The sequence below is a fragment of the Wolbachia endosymbiont (group B) of Villa cingulata genome, from assembly GCF_964028285.1.
GTDB lineage: Bacteria > Pseudomonadota > Alphaproteobacteria > Rickettsiales > Anaplasmataceae > Wolbachia.
Genome location: NZ_OZ034766.1, coordinates 586,216 through 604,542 on the forward strand (window position 1 = coordinate 586,216; position 18,327 = coordinate 604,542).

At 33.7% G+C, this 18,327-nt stretch carries 13 protein-coding genes and 3 pseudogenes; 12 read left to right on the plus strand and 4 right to left on the minus strand.

The annotated features are described in order from the left end of the window. Positions 1 to 19: 19 nt before the first annotated feature. The 3 genes from ABWU52_RS03020 to ABWU52_RS03030 are packed head-to-tail and all read left to right on the plus strand — an operon-like array spanning position 20 to position 6,325. Positions 20 to 4,681, plus strand: coding sequence for an NAD-glutamate dehydrogenase (locus ABWU52_RS03020; protein WP_353277512.1), 4,662 nt, complete (start codon positions 20 to 22; stop codon positions 4,679 to 4,681). Between the two features lie 5 nt (positions 4,682 to 4,686). Next, positions 4,687 to 4,977, plus strand: coding sequence for a hypothetical protein (locus ABWU52_RS03025; protein ID WP_353277514.1), 291 nt, complete (start codon positions 4,687 to 4,689; stop codon positions 4,975 to 4,977). Continuing rightward, entirely contained in the window at positions 4,949 to 6,325 is a 1,377-nt protein-coding gene (locus ABWU52_RS03030) for a PleD family two-component system response regulator (RefSeq protein WP_007302914.1), read from the plus strand. The genes ABWU52_RS03025 and ABWU52_RS03030 overlap by 29 nt, the downstream gene beginning before the upstream one ends. Before the next feature lie 22 nt (positions 6,326 to 6,347). Here ABWU52_RS03030 and recO read toward each other — a convergent pair whose 3' ends face one another. Next, a complete protein-coding gene (gene recO / locus ABWU52_RS03035; RefSeq protein ID WP_007302913.1) occupies positions 6,348 to 7,076 on the minus strand; it encodes a DNA repair protein RecO in 729 nt (242 codons plus the stop codon). A gap of 196 nt (positions 7,077 to 7,272) precedes the next feature. Here recO and ABWU52_RS03040 point away from each other — a divergent pair, with 196 nt between their 5' ends. The 5 genes and pseudogenes from ABWU52_RS03040 (at position 7,273) to ABWU52_RS03060 (ending at position 11,707) form a co-directional block, all read left to right on the plus strand. Then, the gene (locus tag ABWU52_RS03040; protein WP_353277516.1) at positions 7,273 to 7,821 is read left to right on the plus strand and encodes a hypothetical protein; all 549 of its coding nucleotides are present in this window, start codon (positions 7,273 to 7,275) and stop codon (positions 7,819 to 7,821) included. Between the two features lie 49 nt (positions 7,822 to 7,870). Beyond that, a pseudogene (locus ABWU52_RS03045) lies at positions 7,871 to 8,086 on the plus strand (transposase); the annotation flags it as partial. 80 nt (positions 8,087 to 8,166) lie between these two features. Continuing rightward, positions 8,167 to 9,255 (plus strand): annotated as a pseudogene (locus ABWU52_RS03050) (IS481 family transposase). Positions 9,256 to 9,290: 35 nt separating this feature from the next. Beyond that, positions 9,291 to 10,532 (plus strand): annotated as a pseudogene (locus ABWU52_RS03055) (recombinase family protein); the annotation flags it as partial. 74 nt (positions 10,533 to 10,606) lie between these two features. Continuing rightward, on the plus strand, positions 10,607 to 11,707 hold the full coding sequence (locus tag ABWU52_RS03060) for a hypothetical protein (RefSeq protein ID WP_353277518.1): 1,101 nt from the start codon (positions 10,607 to 10,609) through the stop codon (positions 11,705 to 11,707). Between the two features lie 80 nt (positions 11,708 to 11,787). On the opposite strand, the gene ABWU52_RS03065 is transcribed toward ABWU52_RS03060, so the two are convergent. Both ABWU52_RS03065 and ABWU52_RS03070 read right to left on the minus strand, forming a co-directional pair. Next, complete coding sequence (locus tag ABWU52_RS03065) at positions 11,788 to 12,864, minus strand: hypothetical protein (RefSeq protein ID WP_353277520.1); 1,077 nt, start codon at positions 12,862 to 12,864, stop codon at positions 11,788 to 11,790. A gap of 237 nt (positions 12,865 to 13,101) precedes the next feature. Continuing rightward, entirely contained in the window at positions 13,102 to 13,557 is a 456-nt protein-coding gene (locus ABWU52_RS03070; protein WP_353277522.1) for an Hsp20/alpha crystallin family protein, read from the minus strand. Positions 13,558 to 13,775: 218 nt separating this feature from the next. On the opposite strand from ABWU52_RS03070, the gene ABWU52_RS03075 reads away from it, so the two are divergent. The 4 genes from ABWU52_RS03075 (at position 13,776) to ABWU52_RS03090 (ending at position 16,454) form a co-directional block, all read left to right on the plus strand. Next, positions 13,776 to 13,859 (plus strand): hypothetical protein, encoded by an 84-nt coding sequence (locus ABWU52_RS03075; RefSeq protein WP_353277700.1) that lies wholly within the window; start codon positions 13,776 to 13,778, stop codon positions 13,857 to 13,859. Between the two features lie 206 nt (positions 13,860 to 14,065). Beyond that, entirely contained in the window at positions 14,066 to 15,244 is a 1,179-nt protein-coding gene (locus ABWU52_RS03080; protein ID WP_353277524.1) for a hypothetical protein, read from the plus strand. Continuing rightward, a complete protein-coding gene (locus ABWU52_RS03085; RefSeq protein WP_353277526.1) occupies positions 15,237 to 15,590 on the plus strand; it encodes a hypothetical protein in 354 nt (117 codons plus the stop codon). The genes ABWU52_RS03080 and ABWU52_RS03085 overlap by 8 nt, the downstream gene beginning before the upstream one ends. A 48-nt stretch (positions 15,591 to 15,638) precedes the next feature. Further along, complete coding sequence (locus ABWU52_RS03090; RefSeq protein WP_353277528.1) at positions 15,639 to 16,454, plus strand: hypothetical protein; 816 nt, start codon at positions 15,639 to 15,641, stop codon at positions 16,452 to 16,454. Between the two features lie 827 nt (positions 16,455 to 17,281). On the opposite strand, the gene ABWU52_RS03095 is transcribed toward ABWU52_RS03090, so the two are convergent. Beyond that, on the minus strand, positions 17,282 to 18,154 hold the full coding sequence (locus ABWU52_RS03095) for a hypothetical protein (protein ID WP_353277530.1): 873 nt from the start codon (positions 18,152 to 18,154) through the stop codon (positions 17,282 to 17,284). Positions 18,155 to 18,327: the final 173 nt, after the last annotated feature.

Consider the following 18,327-nt stretch of genomic DNA (forward strand, 5'->3'; position numbering starts at 1 on the left):
TGTATTTTTGTTTTGAAAAATGTGTATAAATCATAATGTTAATGTTGAGTCTTTATTTAAGCTAGTTGATCAAGGGAATAAAAAAGAGAAAGAAAAAATTAAAGAGTTTATACAGTACTTTTATAATTTTGTTTATAATAGTGACCTAAAAGTCAACGATAAATTTCTTTTATACATTGCAGAAGATGCATACAACTTCATTCTTAAAAAAGAAAAAGAAGAAAGTAAATTGGCAGTAAGTAATGTAAATGATATTTCAGGAATAGAAGGCAATTTCACTATAATTAAAATCACAAATTATGACATGCCCTTTTTAGTGGATTCTGTCATTTCCACTATTAAGTCACACGGTTTAACTATATGCTATTATAGTAACAGCATAATTAATGTTCAAAGAAAAAATAGCCTAATAGATAAAATTCATCTTTTGGAAGAAAGTAATGGAATCAAAGAGTCAGTAATATATGTAATTATTAAAGGCATAAGTGGTAGCTTTGTTGATACACTAGAAGAATCTCTACGAAAGACGCTAAAAGCAGTTAACTGCGTTGTAAAGGACTGGCAATTGATGCTCAAGAAGCTTCTTGAGCATCCGGCATTGGATGCTGGAAGCAGAGATTTTCTAGCTTGGTTGAAAAATAACAATTTTGTATTTTTAGGTTATCAAGAATACATTACTAATAAAGAAGGAAAGCTTGCTCTAAGTGGTAAGGAAAGCCTCGGGTTAATGAGAGCAAGTGAAGAGTACCAAAATTCATCAATTTCTTCTGAAAGCTTGAATTCTTTATACATACTAAGATCAGACCTAATCTCAATAGTTCATCGGCGTACCTATATGAATTGTATAGGAGTGAAAGAATTTAATGATCAGGGTGATGTAATAAGGGAACAGCATTTTTTTGGGCTATTTACTTCTATAGCAGAAGTGCAAGATATTCGAACTATTCCGGTAATAAAGGATAAGATTACAACAATAGAAAAAAAGGCAGGATTTGTTCCTGGTGGCCATAACAATAAAGCTTTAATTTCCATTTTACAGTCATTTTCTTGTGACGAATTATTCCAATCAAATGAAGACGAGTTATTTGAAACTTGCACCTCGATCATGTCTCTTGCGATTAGACCAAAAGTCAAGTTATTTTTGAGAAAGCTAGGGAACTTTATTAGTTGCATAGTACTGATACCGATGCGTTATGCTAGCGCTAGGCTAATGTTCAAGATACGTGATATATTGAAGGATGAAACAAGTGCAGGAAGTTCAGATATTTATAACAATCACATTATCAATGAATATGATCTGATGAAATTACATGTAGTACTAAAGGCCAAAAATGCTAGCGTTCTTGATGATGAAGTTTTGCATATCGAAAACAAATTAAGAAACATTACGGAAAAGTGGGAAGATCGTTTTATAGACAATTTATATAATACTTTTAGCACTGTTGAGGATGTATTCATCCGCTATTCCAATGCATTTCCGGTAAGCTATCAAGAGGATTTTGAACCTCATGATGCATATTACGACATGAAAAAATTGGAGATAGTAAGGAAGAAAGGAGTAAGTGAGGTTGATTTGAGACTTACTTGTGACAATCTTAACTATCAGTTAAAAGTTTACACTCCAAGCAATGGTGGTCTTGAATTATCAAAGATATTAAAAATTACTAAGAATTTAGGGGCAAAAATTCTATCTCATAATGGTTATTATATAGAAATCAATGGTGGAATATGGATACACCACTTTGTGTTGTCAAGAGTCGATGAGTTAATAAGTGACATTACTCTGAAAGAGCAATTTGAAATAACGCTTGCAAAAGTGTTCAACAAGGAAATTAAAAATGACTATTTCAACAGTTTGATCATTATTGCTGGGCTCAAATGGAAGGAAGTGCTTCTTATTAGGGTGCTAAGTGCCTATCTAAAGCAGACGTTATTTAACTATAACCCAGAATATATCCAAAAAGTGGTCTCAGAGTACCCAAAAATAGTGAAATATCTGATACAGCTATTTCGTGCAAGATTCAATCCTAATATAGATATTGATAGAGCAGAAACTACTAACATTTTCCAGGAAAAAATTGAAGAACTACTAAAAGAGATCAGCAACGTTTCACATGATTACGTTTTGCGTTCGATATTTAACTTGATAATGGCAATTTTGAGAACCAGTTATTATCAAGATGATAAGCCATACTTATCTATCAAATTTGATTCAAGTAAAATAAATGGTTTACCTGACCCGCGCCCATACCGTGAATTGTATGTTTATTCAAACCTTTTTGAGGGAATACATCTAAGAGGAGGGAAGTTGGCTCGTGGTGGTTTGAGATGGTCGGATAGAACGGAAGATTTTCGCACTGAAGTTTTGGGACTCATGAAAGCCCAGATGACAAAAAATGCGGTCATTGTACCTGTTGGCGCAAAGGGTGGGTTTGTAATAAAGCAAGTTTATAAAGACAAAAACATTTTAAGGGAGAAAGGTGTTGAATGCTATAAGAATTTCATCAGAGGAATGCTTGATATTACTGATAATGTAGTTGATGGCAAAATAACTCCACCAGAAAATGTGATTAGGTATGACGAAGATGATCCATATTTGGTAGTTGCAGCAGATAAAGGCACTGCTTCATTTTCTGATTATGCAAACGAAGTATCCTCTGAATGTAACTTTTGGCTCGAAGATGCATTTGCATCTGGTGGATCAGCAGGTTATGACCACAAAAAGATGGGTATTACAGCAAGAGGTGCATGGATTGCAGCACAACGCCATTTTTGGAGAATGAATAAGGATATTTACCAGGATACAACTGTTATTGGAATTGGAGATATGGCTGGCGATCTGTTTGGAAATGGCATACTGCTTTCAAGAAATATACGTTTAATCGGCGCATTTAACCATATGCATATTTTCATTGATCCAAATCCTGATTCAGCAAAGGGTTTCGCAGAGCGTAAACGCCTTTTTGAATTACCGTTTTCAACTTGGATGGATTACAGCAAAGATTTGATTTCTCGTGGTGGCGGGGTATTTGAGCGTAGCAGCAAGCAAGTAGACATTTCTCAAGAAATGAAAAAGTGCTTTGATATAACGGAAGATACACTATCTCCAAATGACTTGATCCGATATCTGCTCAAGGCAAAAGTGGATTTCATATGGAATGGAGGAATTGGCACATTCGTTAAGGCAAAGAGTGAAAGTCACGTTATGGTTGGTGATAAAGCAAACGATGAATTAAGAGTAAACGGTCAGGATATTAGAGCTTCTATGTTTATAGAGGGTGGTAACCTTGGTTGCACGCAGCTTGGAAGGGTAGAATATGCTAAAATAGGTGGGTATATCAATGCAGATTTTGTCGATAATTCAGCAGGAGTAATATGTTCCGATCTTGAAGTTAATATCAAAATTGCTTTTATGAAAGTAGGGAAAATTTCCTTAGAAAAAAGGAATGAAATACTGACTAGCATGATAGACGATGTTGCATTTAAGGTGCTTGAAGACCATAACAGGATTGAAACAAAAGCATTGCTTCTTGAGTGCTTACAAGCTAAAGAAAGATTAGAGCAGCACCATAAATTATTACTCAGTTTAGAGAAATTTGGGCTGCTAAACCGAGATGTAGAATTTCTTCCAACTGAAGAAGAGGTAGCAAGAATGTTAACTGATGGAGAAGGTTTCTGTTCTCCTCAGCTTTCTGTTCTGATGTCTTATGCAAGAACAGCAATAAAAAATGAAGTTATACACTCTGAGCTACCTGAAAAAGATTTTTTGTGCTGTGATTACTTACTAAATTACTTTCCACAAAGGATAGTAACAGAGTTCAAGGATTCCATATTGAAACACCAACTTTGTAGGGAAATTATTTCTACTTGCATTACAAACGATGTAGTAAATAGGATGGGCTGTATATTTATTAATAATTTGGTTGAGAGTACTGGAATTAAAGTACATGAAGCAGTTAACATATATATCGTTGTTAATCACCTATATAATTTAAGTAGCCTTTGGCAGAAAATTGATGAATTGGATGGAAAAATTGATGTTGATTCATATTTGCAAGTAGTGAGAAGTGTGCAAAAATTTATTGGTAGGGTATCATTTTGGTTAGTAAAAAATCTTGGTAAGCTTAATCTTGTAGAACTAGATGGTGTTACAAAATTTAGGGGTGCAATTGAAACTTTAGGCCATGATATTTTAGATGAGCACCTATTAGAGGTCTATAATCATGGATTAGCTTCTTTGTTAGAGCTTAACATAAATAAAGATCTAGCAAAAAGGGTTGCTGATCTACGTATTCTTATTTATGCGCTGGACGTTATATCTGTTGCTGAGCAGACATCTTTGTCCATCCTTGAGGCTGGTAGAATATACTTTGAATTAAAGTCGCTGCTAAGATTTGATATGATTAGAACAGTTGCTGGCAAGATGAAAAGCCATTCTTCCTATTGGGATCGCAGCTTAATTAATGATTTATTAGATGATTTAAGCAATTATCAACATAAGCTAGCTGTTAAAGTTATAAAAGCTACTGATAATCATGTAGACAAGGTTCAAACTTGGGCTATTAATGATAAGGATTATATAGAGCGCTACAATAGCTTTTTAGATGAGATGGTCGCTTATAAACTTGATTTAAGTAAATTAATACTCATAATCAGAAGAGTTAAAATACTTGCTTCATAGGAAAAATGTTTAATATAGGTCTGTCAGAAGTTTTAGTTGTAGCTTTAGTGAGTATAGTTGTTCTTGATAAGAGTAAAGTACCTGTGTTCCTTAGTCTTATTAAGAATATATACAGGTATTTTATGGTTATAAAATCAAGGTTCAGGAGTTTAATGAAAGATGCAGGAATTGAAGACTTATATAGTGAGTGTGACGTTGAAAAAGTCAATTATATAGTTGGTAAAGATGGTAAACTTTATCCTACCTATGATGTAGATAATACAAAAAATGACAGCAAAGATCCTAGTAGTAGATGATATACCATCTAATGTTAAGCTTTTGGAGGCTCAGCTAAAAGCAGAGTACTATACAGTTATTGTAGCTTATGATGGCGAGGAGGCGATAGATTTAGTAGCGGAACAGCAGCCAGATATTATCTTACTTGATGTCATGATGCCAAAAATGAGTGGTTTTGAGGTTTGTAAGAAGCTAAAGAATGATCCCTTAACGACTTATATTCCAATAATTATGGTAACTGCGCTGCATGACACTCATGATAGAGTGGAAGGAATTAATGCTGGTGCGGATGACTTTCTAACTAAGCCGATAGATGAAACTGCTTTATCTGCAAGAATTAAGTCTCTTGTGCGCTTAAAGATGATAATAGATGAGTTGTGCTTGAGAGGAGAAACTAATGCTGAGATTGGTGGAGTAGCAGAAAGCAGTATTATGGATTATTCTAATCAGATTTTTGATGCTAACATACTTGTTGTAGATGAGGACACCTTTCAAGCAGAGCAGATACACAATGTTCTAAAGCAACGCTTCAGATCAATTAAAATACTGCACGATCCAAAAGAAGCATTAAAGGTTGGTATTAAGGATAATTACGACCTGATTATTTCTGACATGCAGTTTTCAAAAACTGACGGCCTACGGTTGTGTTCTAAGTTTCGTAGTAAAGTAGAAACACGTTATACACCAATTCTGATCCTTTCTGAAGATTATGATAAAAGCAATTTAGTAAAGGCACTTGATGTAGGTGCTAATGATTATTTAACAGTACCTTTAGATGAGAGTGAATTAATAGCTAGGGTTAATTTGCAAGTGAAACGCAAAAGGTATCAAGATGCCTTGAGAATGAATTTATTTAATAATGTAGAAATGTCTATAAAGGATCCATTAACTAACTGTTATAATAGAAGATATTTTGATGCACACTTAAGAAATATTGTTAAGGATTCTGTGGAAAAAGATAGAAGTTTATCTCTTATGATACTTGATATAGATTATTTTAAGATGGTGAATGATAACTTTGGGCATAATGCTGGAGATGAACTTTTAAAGGAAATACAGAAAAGAATTTCTGAAAATATCAGAGTGACAGATTTATTAGCTAGGTTTGGTGGTGAGGAATTTGTTGTTGTAATGCCAGATACCAATGTATCAGATGCGTATACTATTGCAGAGAGAATAAGGAAAATTATTGCCAAAGAACCTTTTATACTTGTGGGTAAAAATACAACCCATAATGTAACTGTGAGCATTGGAATTTCAGCAATGCAAAGATCTGACCTTGATGATGTTAAAAAATTTATAGTACGTGCTGACAAATATTTATATAAAGCAAAAAACAGTGGTAGAAATAGAGTGGTTACTGGTTGAAGTTCTTTCAAATAAGTAGTAACTAAGATTCAAATGATAGCATAAAATTTCTCAACTCCGGAAATTTCGCATTTAACTGCAGAAATAGATATTTATTTAAAAAATACCCTGTAATTTTTAACCCTAGTCTGAATTCTTGATATGAGTAGCTATTTTGTAGGTTGTTATTGTATACATCATGCAACATCTGTGGAAAAGGTAGTAATTTATCTGCATAACAGTCACCTACTTTTTTTGACACTGCTCTACCAGTTTTTGGAGAAATAAATTGTAGATTTTCTTTCACACCTGTTACAGCACATTTTGATAGGTCTAACTTAAATCCAAGTTGCGTAAGAAGCAGAAGCTCTAAGTTAAGGTAATGACTTTGCCAAAACTGGCTATTATGTTTTATTACATCGATGAAGTGTCTAAAATTATCATACAACTTGATGCAGGATTCACTTTCTGGAAGCACTTTTTCTAATATAGACGAGAAAGAAACAATAGCAATGCTTTTTAACCTATCTTGAAAGAAATGATGAAATGGAGATTCAATCAATTCGCACTTTAAAAAACCTAGATTTTCAGGTAGCTTAGCACTCCATTCTGCATGTAATAGATTACTTATTTGAAACTTATAATTGCTATTGTTTGTTAACCTAGTTAATCCTCTGCACTTTCCATGATTTTTTGTAAATAGAGAAAGAATTAAATTTTTATCACCGTATTTTTTAACAGCTATAATAACACCTTCATCTTTCCATCTCATTTAGAGTATATTGACCATATGATATTATAGAGATAATAAAATTAGTGTAGCAAATTTGAGTTTAAGTCAACTGAAATATATTGACTTTATGTGCAATATTAGCTTTAAACCAGTAAAACAAGCTGCTTAACATATGCGCCCTCTCTATTTTAATTATATTCTTCTTTTGTTTCTATGTTGTTTTTTGCTTTTTTCAATGAAAGCCCAAACGGATGATTCGTCAGTTATTCCTATACCACAAAGAAAAAAAGAATTAGTTGAGTTAGTACAACCGAGGCAAATTATTGAAATACAGGAAATTGATGAGGGTATTCCAATTCCCAAAAGAAAAAAGGGTGTAGAAAGAAAACTAAGAGAAGACATCAAAGAGGTGAAAAATGAAATAAGAGATAAGAAAAATATTGAGAACAAAGATGATCAATTGGCTGTAACAGAAATTATTAATTCTATAAGGGATAAACTGACAGAGTGTTGGAGCATTCCTGAGGGCATAGTTTATAAAGAAAATTTTAGTATAAAAATTAACTTATTATTATCCAGTAAAGGCGAGATCGTTGTAGCCAACGTAGCAGATAGTAGTTCTTATCAAAATAATCCTCTTTTTAGATCAGCAGCAGATAATGCAATGCGTGCAGTATATAAATGTAGCCCGTTAATTGGCTTACCTGCTGAGCAGCATCACATTTGGCGCGAAGTCACGTTAGATTTTATTGTCCCAAATTTGAGAGAAAAACCCTGGACTTAAAGTCCATCCTTTTAAGAATATAATTTTAAGGTGAAAAATCTCAAAGAATGTGGAATATTATAGAAAAAGCAGTCACTCTGTATATATATCACATAGTGTGGATAACAAAATATCGATATCCAGTATTAGTTGGAGATATTGGACAGAAAGCTAAAGAAGTTGTACAAGAAGTATGTGCAAATAATCAAGTAGAGAGGTAGAGTTGCGTCAACATGTATACGTTTCTGTACCCCCATACTTGAGTATTAGTAAGTTAGTGCAGTTAAATTGTAATAGTTTAGACTTAATCTGACAAGCGAATAGAGTAAGATAAAAATATAAACAAATTTTAAAGGAGTGTCAGATATGAGTACAACACAAGAAAAAATATTAAAACCAAAGTTAGGATTGCTAGAACTTGCAAAACAATTAGGGAATGTATCGCAGGCATGTAAAGTGATGGGATATTCGAGAGATACATTTTACCGATTCAAAGAACTATATGAAACAGGAGGAGAAGAGGGATTACATGAGATAAGTAAAAGTAAGCCATTATATGCAAATAGAGTATCAGAGAATATAGAAAAAGCAGTAGTTGAAATAGCAATAGAATTTCCAGCATATGGACAAGAAAGAGCAGCAAATGAACTGAAAAAGAGAGGAATTCTAATATCTGCTAGCGGGATAAGATCAATATGGCAAAGAAACGATCTTGAAAATTTTAAAAAGAGATTGAAAGCGCTGGAAGCGAAGGTAGTACAAGATGGTATAATTTTGACAGAGGAGCAAGTTACTGCTTTAGAAAAAGCTAAGGAACAAAAAGAGGCACATGGCGAAATTGAGACACAACACCCTGGATACTTAGGTAGTCAAGATACCTATTATGTAGGCAATATCAAATGTATTGGACGAATTTATCAACAAACTTTTATTGATACCTACTCTAGAGTGGCCTTCGCTAAGCTTTATACGGAGAAAACTGCCATAACAGCTGCAGATCTTCTCAATGATAGAGTTATACCATTTTTTGATGAACAGAAAGTTCCATTGCTACGCATTTTAACCGATAGAGGTACGGAGTATTGTGGCAAACCAGGGAATCATGCGTACCAGCTATATTTGGGAATAGAAAATATTGATCACTCTAGAACCAAAGCTTATTCTCCACAGACTAATGGTATATGTGAAAGGCTTCATAGAACTATGCAAGACGAATGTTACAATATTATCTTTAGGAAAAAGATTTATAGTACTTTGGAAGAGCTTCAGTTAGATGTTGATCATTAGTTGCATTCTTACAATAGAGCTAGACCTCATTCTGGTAAGTATTGCTACGGTAAGACTCCTATGCAGACCTTTTTTGACAGTATGCATATTGCTTACCAAAAAAATATTGATAACATTAAAGCAGATTCTGATATCGGTTTTGACTTCGTCGATTCTTCTGTCAGATAATTCATGCTTGTCAGATTAAGTCTAAACTATTACAAGTAGTGTACACACTAGACAGACTATCAAGAGAAACAAAAGACAGCATCGAAGTAACATCATTTTTTAGAAGACATAGAGTAAATTTTGTAGCAGTAACGCAGATATTTGACAATAATACGCCAATGGGAAAATTTGTACAAACGGTATTGTCAGGAGCAGCACAACTAGAAAGAGAAATGATAGTAGAGAGAGTAAAAAATAAAATAGCAACATCAAAGGAGCAGGGATTGTGGATGGATGGAACTTTACCGCTTGGATATGATGTAAAGGATAAAGAATTAATAATAAATGAGAAAGAAGCAAAGTTGGTAAAACATATATTTGAGAGGTATATAGAGCTGAAGTCAATGGCAGAATTGGCAAGGGAGTTAAATAGCCAAGGTTACAGAACAAAATCAGATATCTTTAAAAAGGCCACGGTGAGAAGAATAATAACAAATCCAATATATATGGGAAAAATACGGCATTATGAGAAAGAGTATGAGGGAAAGCATGAAGCAATAATAAAAGAGGAAAAATGGCAAAAAGCGCAGGAATTGATAAAGAATCAACCATATAGAAAGGCGAAATACGAGGAAGCGTTGCTAAAGGGAATAATTAAGTGCAAGGGCTGTGATGTAAACATGACTCTGACATACTCAAAAAAAGAGAATAAAAGGTATCGATATTATGTGTGCAACAATCATTTAAGGGGAAAGAATTGTGAATCAGTAAATCGAACAATAGTTGCTGGAGAAGTAGAAAAAGAAGTGATGAAGAAAGCGGAACACCTATATGAAAATTGGGGAGGAAAAGCGGAAGAGTGGAAAAATTTAAGTTTTGGAAAGCAGAAAGAAATAGTGAAGAAATTAATAAAAGGAGTAATGGTAAAAGAAGGTGGAATAGAAGTGAGTTCTGAATCAGAGGAAAAATTTATACCAATGAATTTAAAGAAGAAAGGAAACAAATGTGTGGTAATAGAGCCAGAAGGGAAAATAAACAATGCGCTACTCAAAGCAGTGGTAAAAGCCCACCTATGGAAACGTCAGCTAGAAGATGGAAAATACGCCAGTGTGAAGGAGATGAGTGTTAAAATTAAGATAAGCATGAGGAGAATACAGCAAATTTTAAGGTTAAATTATTTAGCACCAAAGATTAAGGAAGACGTGGTAAATGGGAGGCAGCCAAGAGGTTTGAAGTTAGTGAATTTAAGAGAAATACCGATGTTGTGGAGTGAGCAGTTGAAGAAATTTTATGGGTAGTGCTTGATTGAGAAATTAATAAGTTATTAATGAAAAAAGTATATACAAGTAAAAATTGTAGAGGAAGAAATATAATGCCACAGTTCAAAAATATCGAAAACAGGAAAAATATAACCTATAAGTTAGCATGTAATGAGGGTAAATTAACAAGTAAAGACAAAAAAATTCTTAATTTGGCAAAGAAAATAGAGAAAGATGCAAATGTTGTCAAAGAACTCAAAAAACTTGATAAAATAGAGGAGATTTTAATGGTAGAGATAGTTCGCAGATGTGAAGGTAGAAGAGAGAGACTTACGCTATTACAGCAAGCTTTACTTTATAGTCAAAATGCAACTTTGGGATATGTTATTAAAAGAGCTGAGGAATACAAACTTTTTGAAAAGATTTCTGGTAAGAGAATTGTCTCAGAGCATTTAGGTGATCATGGAGAGCTAATAAACACAGCTTACAGTACTGTTGTATGTGAAAATGGTGTAGTACAAAGAAAAACTTTAACTTGTGATAGGCAAGAAGATATTAGGGAAGCTGTTGATGATTATAGAAATAATTTTGATTTCAAAGAGCAAAAAGTTACAGAAACTGGTACTCAATCACATAAGGATATTAATGAAGATAAAGAAGATTTTCAACTGACATTTGAAAAGAAGGAGAAAGCTGAAACCGAGGTTCTTCTTCCTAAAGAAAAAATGGTGTCAACACAAAGACTAATATCATTAGATCCAGTATTATTAAACGACGAATATATAGGTAATGTTAATCTAACAATGATAGAACATGCTGAAGAAAAAGCGATGTCAACAAGAAGACTGATAAAAGTAGATAGGTCATTATTAGACAATGAAGATAACAAAGACTTTCAACTGACATTTGGAAACAGCAAAAAAGCCCAAAACTCCTCAATAGAAACGCCAAATGCTACTGACAGCTCCTCTTTAGTCGTATGTTTTGATGGCGATGCAACAGACAAAAAAGACAACCCATCAACCAAAACAACGCAGCAAAGACAAGTAATCCTAGCTGGTTTTGTTGGTACAGCGTTATTCGTAAGTAGTGCTGCGTTGTATATCCTGGAAATGCACGTTATAGTCGTAGTTGGCGGGATTGTTGGATTGGTTTGTATAGGTTTTGCACTACATAATTCATTCAAGCTGAATACCAAGCTTGAGAAAGTATAGAACATTCCGCTCATTCTTCTTTAAATTGTTAATCAACTAATAACAGGTAGACTTTTTTTGACTTAAGTTTATATCTTAAATCATATACCTTTAATGACCGAGGACACACTGCAAACAGTAGGTTTTACGCCTTCCAGATGAGTGTTTACCTTCAAAGCATTATCTAAATTATGTTTTATTTGTGTATTTATTTCGAAATTAAATCCTAATTTTTCACAGAGTTTTTGAAAAATTTCTCTAATAACATCAAACAAGTTCTTACCTCCCTCTTTATAATTTTTTAATTCCTTAGGAATAGTAAGTGACAATTCGCCATCTTTATAAGTTACACCATCTTTACTATCTTTAGACTCAAGTGTAAATTCAAGTGATGTAGATAGATCACACACTTTTTCTTCTGGATTATCAAGCTTAGTTACAGGTATTTCCATATCAGACTTTACTGTTATTTTATTATGGTCAGTATAATGAATATTCATTACTTTTTCAGGGTCTCTTGGCGTTAGTTGATGATTGATCAGTGCAGCATGAAACTGAATAAACATACCAGCTCCATATCCTGCTTGATTACAATTAGTAACTAACTCTTCTAAGATAGAGTTACTGGGAACACCTTCTGCAGCGTATCGAAATATTTCCTTAAAAACTTCTTTAGCAAATTGCCGGTAGTTTCTACTCTCATCCTCTGCTTTTGGTAATAGATGGGTATACTCTCTTCCAGCATTGTAAAATCTCTCAAAATCTTTTCTATAAGATTCAGTTTTCTGATAGTTAGGAGTCTCAGGATCTTCAAAGTGATTTTTCCATAACTCAAGTAATGCATTCTGAGCAAGTTCTTTTTCAAGACTTTCCAGAACTGAATTAACAAAAGCTTTACCACGATCCGTGTCTATCTCTCTTTCTTTTTTATTCTTAGAATTATATATATCGTCACTACTAAAAAGTTTGCTACCGTGATATTTAGCTCCTTCTATCAGAGTACTAATTAAAATCTTGTCTATAACCTTTCCATTGATAACAAAATTCATTCTAGGAAAATCCAAATACATAGTTTCACCAGAATATGCTAATTTATTATTGTTATCAGCATTTAATTTACTAAAACCAAATTCTTTGATTTGAGCCTTTAATGTAATTATTGGATTAGCTTCTGTCATAATACCCCTTTGTCAAAGCCTTAAAGCTGATTATACTATAAGAATTATTAATGAACTACTAACAATATATGAGCGTGGCAAAGGCTTTGTATTTTGCAAGAGTTGCTCTAGCTTTATATACCCAGGTCATATGTAACAAATACAGCGAGACAAGAATTTAATTATAACAGCAATATTATAAATAATATGACATCCTTCTTATAATAGCAAGCCTCCAAGCTGGAAGCCTGCTATTGGTTACTTTACATCAATTTTCTTAACATGTTTTTCAGACTTAGGTACACTTATATGTAATACTCCGTCTGAGAAATTAGCAGATATTTTATCTTGGTCCACATTAGCTGGAAGTTGAAAAGACCTATAGAAAGAGCCATGATACCTCTCACGATGGTAATATTGCTTATCTTCTGACTCTTTTTCGCATTTCTTTTCACCTTTCACTATTAAATTATCACCAGATACACTAATATCTACATTTTCTTTAGAGATACCTGGCAATTCTAAAGATAGGCAATAGTTTTGCTCTGTTTCATATAAGTCACAAGCTGGCAATACACTGCCATCTCTTCTGAGAAGTCCAGGGTTAGTTCCCATAAAGAAGCTATTGAACATGTCATCAACAGCTTTTTGCAGACCCCTTAAGCTAAAACTATCGCGATTATTGTTTTTATTTGAATGAACTAGATTACTCATGTTATACCTCCTTGTCATTACTCATGCATTATATAATCATTCTATTCACAAGTTTCAATATTGTGTTATATAGTTAAAATAAACGTGGACAAGATTTTCTAAAACTAAATTGATGTCACGCTTTTTAGTAATACTTGGTTTACTGATTACAGGAATAGGTCTTGTTTATCCTCTAATAGAAAAACTTGGCATAACAGGGGATATCTATATTGAAAAAGGTGTTTTATTTTCCGATCACTACTTCACTTTTGATAAGCTTTATAATAAGCCTCGTTATGCTACTAATGAATAAGTTTCGTTAGTGGAATTGAATTTCTGCCAAAGTAACCTTCGCCTTAATATTTCAAGATAGGCAACAATAGAGAAGTTTAAGTTATGCAGGTGTGGTTTAGAAGTTTTTAGTGAGTATCAAAATTTACTCAAAGTATTAGAATTTTATGTAAAAAAAAGATATTGACTTGTGATTTAATGATAACTAAGGTATACTGATTAATGATGAGAGGGTAGTATGCCAAGTTTTTTTGATAATTCGGTAAAGAAACAGCTAGAACTAGCAATTGATAGAAAAGATCCTAAGTTAGTCCAGATTCTCTTGGGATCGGAATTCTGTCAGCTTTGGCAATATTGGTTAGCACATGCAATGATTTCGTATAACATGTTAGCGATAGAACGAGATACACAGTGTAATTTACCTTTAAAAATTATCGAAAGGCAAAGAGAGGTTCTAGAAGGATCGTTGGAATTACTTAGAAGTAGAAAGCGAGCGTTAGACGAAGGTGGACAAGTTGTTCTGTTACGAGAGGAAGAAAGACGCTTAACTGATATACAAGATTTGATTTCTAAGCTATTTAGAGATGCACGTCAAATAGTTGAGGATCATAAAAGAATTATAGAGCAAGAAAATGTACCAGGTACAAATTTTCTATACTGTACTCAGAATGAGGCTATTATGAGCGAAAGTAATAGCACTGGTGCAGTTGGAGACAATGAAGTAGGGATTCCAGAGTACACAGCTCATTCATTACGTAATGTAAGCACAGTCACTCAGTTAAATTTTGTAGAAGGATGTAATGTTCTTGTTGATGAAATGGAAAAGATGATTGTAAGCACAGTATGGGAGCAAACTAATTTCTCTACTAGGGTTGGGTACTATTTAAATGAAATAAATAATTATGTAAGAGGTGAAAATGGTCAGGTTTTAGATGAAGCTGTAAATTACATACCAAACAACAGGTACTCTGATCTACTTAGAGGATGTTTAGCAGTGTTTAGGCCATTAGTTAATGGAATGCAAGTGGTAAACAACTATATGAATAATAATTTACAAAATATAAGTTGTGTAGACAGTAAAATAAAGGAAGTAAGTGGAATAAACAGTAAGCTAAGTAGTGTTGCAGCAGAAAAGAGTAGGTTGAAAAAGAAGCTATTGGAAGCAAGGGAAGAAGTAAAGGAAAAAGCAGTTGATAGAATGACAGACGGGAAGTTATTTGATAAAGAATTTGTACATACAATGTACGAAAAGTTGTTAGATTACTATCTAATGAAAGCGAGGAAAGATAACAAGAGTGTGTTACACAGTGATATAGAAAACAATGGTGTAGATGAGGTAAAAAGGAAAATTCTCAACCAAACTAAGGAGGTGAATGTTGATACTATTGCTGATCTATATAAAGTATGCATTGAATAAAGAGCAGGAAGCTAGTGTAAAAGTAGTCAGTGTGTTGCTGCTCAATCTTGCTCATATTGGGGATGTTTGTAAGGGCCATATAGAAATATGTCAAAATGAAGAAGTAAGGAATTTAAGCAAAAAGTCAAATAACACAATAATGATAGATGTGCACGATAGTTTATTTGATTTTGATGATAAGTTAGTAAATTTAGTATCGGTATTTCCAACAAAAGAGGGTCATTTTGAGAAAAGAAGCAGTGAAGATAAGATTATGCTGGAACAAATAGGTGGAGAGAAATACAAGGATATAGTTAAGGAGCTAAAAAGATTAAAGGATGAATTAGAAGAGAAAAGGAAGATATAGGAAAATAAAGAGAATCGAAGTGAATGGTGGATTTTTAAACCATTTTATATGATTTACGATTTGATTTATCAAGGTCTGAGCGAAGGACAATATTCAGTGATAGATAGCCAAGCTGTAGAGTTACATAGAAGGGCATTGTATGCAGATCGGTTTGCTGATGAAGGAATTATGTATGATTATGTAGAAAAAGCAAAAATAGGAAATGTAACAGGTGATAAAGAGGTAAAAAAGTATATAGGACGTTTATATGGTATTGCAAATCAAGGCTGGGGGAAAGCAAAAGGACAGTATACATTTGGTAGCTTTTTAGAAGATACGGGTAGAATGGCAGAGGAATTAAGGAAGCGTAAATTGCAAGAGGAAACTGAAAAGTCTCGAAGGGAAGTATGTGGAAGGCAAGAGGCGGAACAAAGGGCAGAGCAGGAAGCTCAAGCAAGACAAAGTGCAGAACAAAAGGCTCAACAAGAGGCTCAAAAGGCTCAACAAGAGGCTCAAAGGGCAGAACAGCTTAAGCAAGCATTGGAGCAAAAAGATTTAGAGAGAAAAGTAATGAAAAGTTGTGTGAAAAAGTTAGCAAAATTTGATGAAGAACTACAAAGTGCAATAGATGAAGAAAGTGAGGGCAAAATTGTAAAAGCAGCTATAGATTGTAGGGTAAGGTCTCCAGAAGAGGTAATTGATGCAATAATAAAAGAGATAGAAGTTAATAGGGAGAAAATAATAAAAGAGGGAAGAGTAAGTGATGAGATAATCGAAGCAAGTGTAAGAAGTTTCTCAAATCAGGGTACTTCACTTAGTGATATAGACGTCAGTCAAGGTATAAGTGTAGGAATGGGTAAAGATAGTAGAGCAGGTTTTTCCTAAAATATCTGTTCAGTAATGTAAATTTGCCTGAATAGTTTTTGGACGTATGAAATAAACTGCCAGGCATAGTAGAAAAGTGTTTTTTATGGGCAAAATGTTTTTAAATAGACATCTCATTTAGCACCATAAAAAGTTGAATTATTTACTTTTTTCAAAAATATAAAAATAGTACGTATATTTGTGAGAACGCGTTGTGTAAAAATAGGTTTATAAAAATAAAAGTGCAAAGTTATTGCAACAAAGCCAAAGAAGTTAGTTCATATGTAAATATGGTGGAAGTGAGCTAGTATAGGTGGTTTTAGGGTATAGCAGAGTTGTTATAAATAAAAGTTCACACGAATCCGGCGGTAGACCAATCCATCCCAAGAAAAACAGTTCTCACGTTCCTTGATTTTAACCACTGGAAATAGTTATTTTACTTAAATTTTTAGTAAAATATATTGCTAGGTTAGCATTAATTCATTTGATATGAGAACGAAAAACTGAGGTAAGTCTATAGTGAAATAGATACCTGTTCAAATTTTCAGCTTTTTGCATAAAATACTAAAAATTAGATAAATTATATTTAATCTATCTTAGCCTTACGACCTTGCCTATGTAATCATTTTCTACCACGTCGCTAATAGATACTAAATTAGGTAAATCTTTCTTGTCAGTAAATTTATTTGACCTGACAAGGCTGGCTTTAGCTTAAGAAGATGTTAAAGTAAACCCTCTTCTTCAAGAATCTTATCTTTCTTCCTTCAACCTTACTTACACTCTCTGGACTAAATATGTACGTTTCACTACAAGTACACCCAAATCGTGAGCACTTCCATTGGTAAAGATTATCTATAAAACTGTCCTAAGTTATCTCGTACGTTAAGAACATCCTTAACCGATATTAGAGTATCTGGTCCTCGTGCACCGTTATTGAATACAGCATACGATAAAACCATTTGATCTCCATCAGTAACACGTTCACATCCTCCACATTGCGTATATCGTTGTAATTGTCGATTCGCTTCTGCACTTCTTTGTCGTACCTGCCCTGCAGTTCTGGCAAATTTTAGCTCTATCCCAATTGGATGAGTATCATCTCTTTCCACAAATCTTGACAACACTAGATCTATTCTTCCACCTCTTTCTAATTGAAACTCAATAATTACTCTAGCAGGATTGCCAAGAGTATAAAATAACCCATGTAATACAGCTTGAAATTCAGCTTCACTTGTTACCAATCCTTGCCTTAACGGAAACAACACATTAGAAATTTCCTGAAATAATTGCGTATGCCTGTTGACATCTTGCCAGCCAGTATTCATCATTACACTTGCGGCTCTGTGCACTTGTCCAACACCACCTATTCGTGAAAGATTACCTTGGAAATGCCCAAGATAATTTCTTGAATAATCATCAGGTGACTGAAATGGTGTTAAAACAACGTTTACTTGAGGATTACCATCAACCATTTCACACAATATTTCACGCACTCTAGCACCTTGCCAATGTGGACGTAACAGATCTAAGGCCATTACTGGAAATTGGTGACGCAATATTCGACGGATATTAAGCACAACTAGTGAATTAATATTTAGTGCAAATAGAACCATGGTCAAAGCTCTCTCTCGAACATTTATTCCTGTAGCTCTTTGTCCTTGCTGGCCTAGCATTCTATCATCATTATGGTAATTAAATAGATATTTTGTTACTCTTACCAAATTTCCACCTATCCGAGCAGTACCTTTTTCAAATGCAATACTTGCAAATGCAAACCTAGATGTGTAGGAAAATGGATTAGAACCAGGTACCGCACGTGTACAAGAGGCTGGATATAATAAATAATTTTCTACTGACCTTACCCAGAAAAAGTAGACAGAAAGTTAAGACGTTT

Bases quoted from the DNA above. Each gene is read 5' to 3' on its own strand.
- recO (WP_007302913.1), bottom strand. From the start codon at position 7,076: ATGAGATGGAAAGATGAAGGTGTTATTATAGCTGTTAAAAAATACGGT.
- ABWU52_RS03030 (WP_007302914.1), top strand. From the start codon at position 4,949: ATGACAGCAAAGATCCTAGTAGTAGATGATATACCATCTAATGTTAAG.
- ABWU52_RS03090 (WP_353277528.1), top strand. From the start codon at position 15,639: ATGATTTACGATTTGATTTATCAAGGTCTGAGCGAAGGACAATATTCA.
- ABWU52_RS03020 (WP_353277512.1), top strand. From the start codon at position 20: ATGTGTATAAATCATAATGTTAATGTTGAGTCTTTATTTAAGCTAGTT.
- ABWU52_RS03070 (WP_353277522.1), bottom strand. From the start codon at position 13,557: ATGAGTAATCTAGTTCATTCAAATAAAAACAATAATCGCGATAGTTTT.
- ABWU52_RS03040 (WP_353277516.1), top strand. From the start codon at position 7,273: ATGAAAGCCCAAACGGATGATTCGTCAGTTATTCCTATACCACAAAGA.
- ABWU52_RS03025 (WP_353277514.1), top strand. From the start codon at position 4,687: ATGTTTAATATAGGTCTGTCAGAAGTTTTAGTTGTAGCTTTAGTGAGT.
- ABWU52_RS03080 (WP_353277524.1), top strand. From the start codon at position 14,066: ATGCCAAGTTTTTTTGATAATTCGGTAAAGAAACAGCTAGAACTAGCA.
- ABWU52_RS03060 (WP_353277518.1), top strand. From the start codon at position 10,607: ATGCCACAGTTCAAAAATATCGAAAACAGGAAAAATATAACCTATAAG.
- ABWU52_RS03065 (WP_353277520.1), bottom strand. From the start codon at position 12,864: ATGACAGAAGCTAATCCAATAATTACATTAAAGGCTCAAATCAAAGAA.